The organism is Halobacterium sp. KA-4 (genome assembly GCF_021028995.1).
In the GTDB taxonomy this organism is placed as follows: Archaea; Halobacteriota; Halobacteria; order Halobacteriales; family Halobacteriaceae; genus Halobacterium.
Map to the genome: position 1 here is coordinate 1 of NZ_JAJJZG010000043.1, position 3,051 is coordinate 3,051.

At 58.9% G+C, this 3,051-nt stretch carries 3 protein-coding genes and 1 pseudogene; 2 read left to right on the plus strand and 2 right to left on the minus strand.

Annotated features, from left to right (window positions below; all coding sequences use genetic code 11):
* Both LPA44_RS17855 and LPA44_RS17860 read left to right on the plus strand, forming a co-directional pair.
* Window positions 1-95: pseudogene (locus tag LPA44_RS17855) on the plus strand (IS5/IS1182 family transposase); the annotation flags it as partial.
* Window positions 92-556, plus strand: a complete 465-nt coding sequence (locus LPA44_RS17860) for an alpha/beta fold hydrolase (protein ID WP_230890831.1) — start codon at window positions 92-94, stop codon at window positions 554-556. The pseudogene LPA44_RS17855 and the gene LPA44_RS17860, both read left to right, overlap by 4 nt.
* 190 nt (window positions 557-746) lie before the next feature.
* Here LPA44_RS17860 and LPA44_RS17870 read toward each other — a convergent pair whose 3' ends face one another.
* Both LPA44_RS17870 and LPA44_RS17875 read right to left on the minus strand, forming a co-directional pair.
* Window positions 747-2,372, minus strand: a complete 1,626-nt coding sequence (locus LPA44_RS17870; protein WP_442903421.1) for a SufS family cysteine desulfurase — start codon at window positions 2,370-2,372, stop codon at window positions 747-749.
* A gap of 254 nt (window positions 2,373-2,626) precedes the next feature.
* Complete coding sequence (locus LPA44_RS17875; RefSeq protein ID WP_230890832.1) at window positions 2,627-2,920, minus strand: DUF433 domain-containing protein; 294 nt, start codon at window positions 2,918-2,920, stop codon at window positions 2,627-2,629.
* Window positions 2,921-3,051: the final 131 nt, after the last annotated feature.

The following is a 3,051-nucleotide window of genomic DNA, read 5'->3' on the forward strand; positions in this document are numbered from 1 at the left end:
GCTTCGCCGTGCGAGCGCGCTCCTGGTTCCGTGAGTTCCGAGAGATCGCTCTGATGTGTGCGGTCTACAACATCAAGCGCTTCGTGAAACAGTGAATTCGAACGCCGTATGGCGATTCAACACAGCCGTTGAACAGCAGGAGGGATTGGCTGATGAGTATCAGCCGATTGTCGTGGATTTCCGCGGGCACGGGCGCTCCGAGAAGACTGAAACTGGCCACACGCTGCCGACGTATGCCACTGACATCGAGCAGTTCTTCGAGGCACGTGGATTAGATGAGGTCATTCTCGTTGGGTGGTCAATGGGGTCGTTGGTTGGCTGGGAGTACATCGACCAATTTGGCACCGATCGCCTTCGTGAGTTTGTCGTCGTTGAACAACAGCCAGCCGACCTGGAACAAGATGACTACGATCACGGCGTGTTCGACTTCGAGGAACTCCGTGGGCTAATGGAGTTAGCTCAGACGAATCCTCACGAATTGAACAGCGTGTTCATCGACGAGATGTTCAAACTAGGTATCGAGGCGGATTCCCCGCCCCACCGTGGGCGGGGTTGAATCAGGCGCTGACAGAGTTCATCGATAGTCTATGACGGTCGGACGTTTCGAATCCTCAGCCCAGAGTTAGTTGTCCTGTGGCTGGTTTCTGTTCTGGACTAGTTGTTGGCTTTGGTGGATTTTGTTGGAGCGAGGAAGCCACATTCACGAATGATGCACCCGACGGTTTTGATGCAGGCTGGAGAGAAGGTTAAGCGGATGATGGTGTTTGCTGTTCCTCTGCGAGGTACTCGCGGATGGCTTCCTGGATGACTTCTTCGGGGCCTTCAACGCATTCGTGTCGGAGGTCGGGGTACTGGCCGTCAAGTTTGCGCGGGACGTAGCCGTTGAGTTCCGCGGCTTCGCTGACTTGCATTCCTTCGAGGTGTTCGGAGAGGAGGCTGGCGACGGCGCGGCTGACTGCACAGCTCTGGCTCTCGAAGGCAATTGCGTCAATGCGGTCGTCGGCGATGGTGACGTGGAATTCGCCGTCATCACCGCACGTGGTTTCCTCGGAGGATTTCACGAACGTCGGGTCGCTGAGGCCTTCCTGGTTGTGGGAGGCGTGATAGTGTTCGCTGACGAGGTCGTGGTAGCGCTCGGAGGCGAGGTAGTCGTCGAGGTCGTCACGAGCAGTGTCCACGACATCAAGGAGGCGATCGACATCTGCGCGAGTATTGTAGATGTAGAAGGAAGCGCGGGCGGAGCCGGGGATATCAAGGCGGTTGTGGAGGGGCTGGGTGCAGTGGTCGCCGGCGCGGATCGCGACACCGCGGTCGTTGAGGAGGCTGGAGAGATCGTGGCCGTGGACACCCTCGACGTTGAATGAGACGAGGCCGGTGCGTTCCTCGCCGATGTCAGGGCCATACGTTTGGACGAAGTCTCGCTCAGCGAGTTCGCGGAGGAGGTACTGGGCGAGGTCGTTCTCGTGGGTGCGGACGTTCTCCATGCCAAGGTCGTCGAGGTAGTCCACGGCCGCGCCGAGCGCGATGCCTTCCGCGATGGGTGGGGTGCCCGCCTCGAATTTCCAGGGGAGTTCGTTCCACGTGGAGTCAGTGAGGGTGACGTTCCTGATCATCTCCCCACCGAACAGGAAGGGGTCGAGGTCTTGGAGGATGGCGCGTTTCCCGTACAGCCCGCCGATGCCGGTGGGACCGGCGAGTTTGTGACCGCTGAACGCGAAGAAGTCTGCGTCCATCTCCCCGACGTCGACGGGCCGGGTTGGGGCAGACTGGGCGCCGTCGATCACTGCGTACGCGCCGTGATCGTGTGCGAGCTCCACGAGATCCTCGATCGGGTTGATGGTTCCGAGGACGTTCGAGACGTGAGGCGCACAGAGGATCTCGGTGTCGTCGGTGACGAGGTCGTCGGCGGCGTCCATGTCGAGATGGCCGTCGCTCGTGACGGGGATATGGCGGACGGTCGCACCTGTTCGTTTCGCAATCTGCTGCCAAGTCACCAGCGAGGCGTGATGGTCCATCTCCGTGGTGAGAATCTCGTCGCCGGTGTCGAGATGCTGGCTGAGGCCGTACGCGACGAGGTTGATGCTCTCGGTGGTGTTTTTTGTGAAGACGATTTCCTCACGGCCGTCTGCGCCGAGGAAGTCGGCAACACGGTCGTGGGCTTCCTCGTACGCGATTGAAGCCTCATGACTAAGTTCGTGAATTCCGCGGTGGATATTCGAGTTATATTCTTTGTAGAACTCTTCGAAGACGTCGTACACCTGTCTGGGCGTGTGGGTGGTGGCAGCGTTGTCGAGGTATGTGAGTGGATGGCCGTTCACGCGTCTGTCGAGCACGGGGAAGTCTGCGCGCACTGCCGTGGTGTCAAGGGTCATATACCTGTCCAGACTCCACCACATGAAAAAACAAGCGGGAACTGCTGGTTCTTAAATTAGTTCACATACCTCGGGAATGCAACCTTCAACGCTCTTCGAGTTCGTTACTGATTTCGGTATTCTGTGAGGGCGTCGTTGAATGCGCTGGTGAGTTCGTGGATGAGCTCGGGGCTGTTGATGACGAGGTCGGTGAAGGCGTCGTTGAGGCTGCGGTGTAGGCGTCGAAGAAGGTGTCGTGGTCGGGTCGGTTGATATCAAGTCGGCGGACTGACGCCGTCCAGGCGGTTCGAGGCGATATTCTCGCGCAGGTCGCGCAGGTCGGTCTCACGACGCTCTCGGACAGCCTTCATCTCCTCCGGATTCTCGTAGTAATACGCTAACGCTCGATACACGTCAGCGACGTCTAGGGCGTATTCGTCGGCGACGTCCTCCGGGTCCGCCCCGAGCTCCTTGACGCGATCGTGCAGCTGGAGCACCGAAATGAGGCGCCCCTCGATGTGGGGTTCATCGAGGAGCTCCTGCGTGACGCGTGGGGCGTGTTGAGGCATCTGTCATCCGTCTTTAGTTAAGCCTCACACCTCGGTTGTGTAGTGGTAGCGAGCGTCTCTTGTAAGATTGGTCGTTGCTTGTGGATCTTTTGAGCGTCTTCGATCAGCCGGTCGAGCAGCGGCGGTGGTGA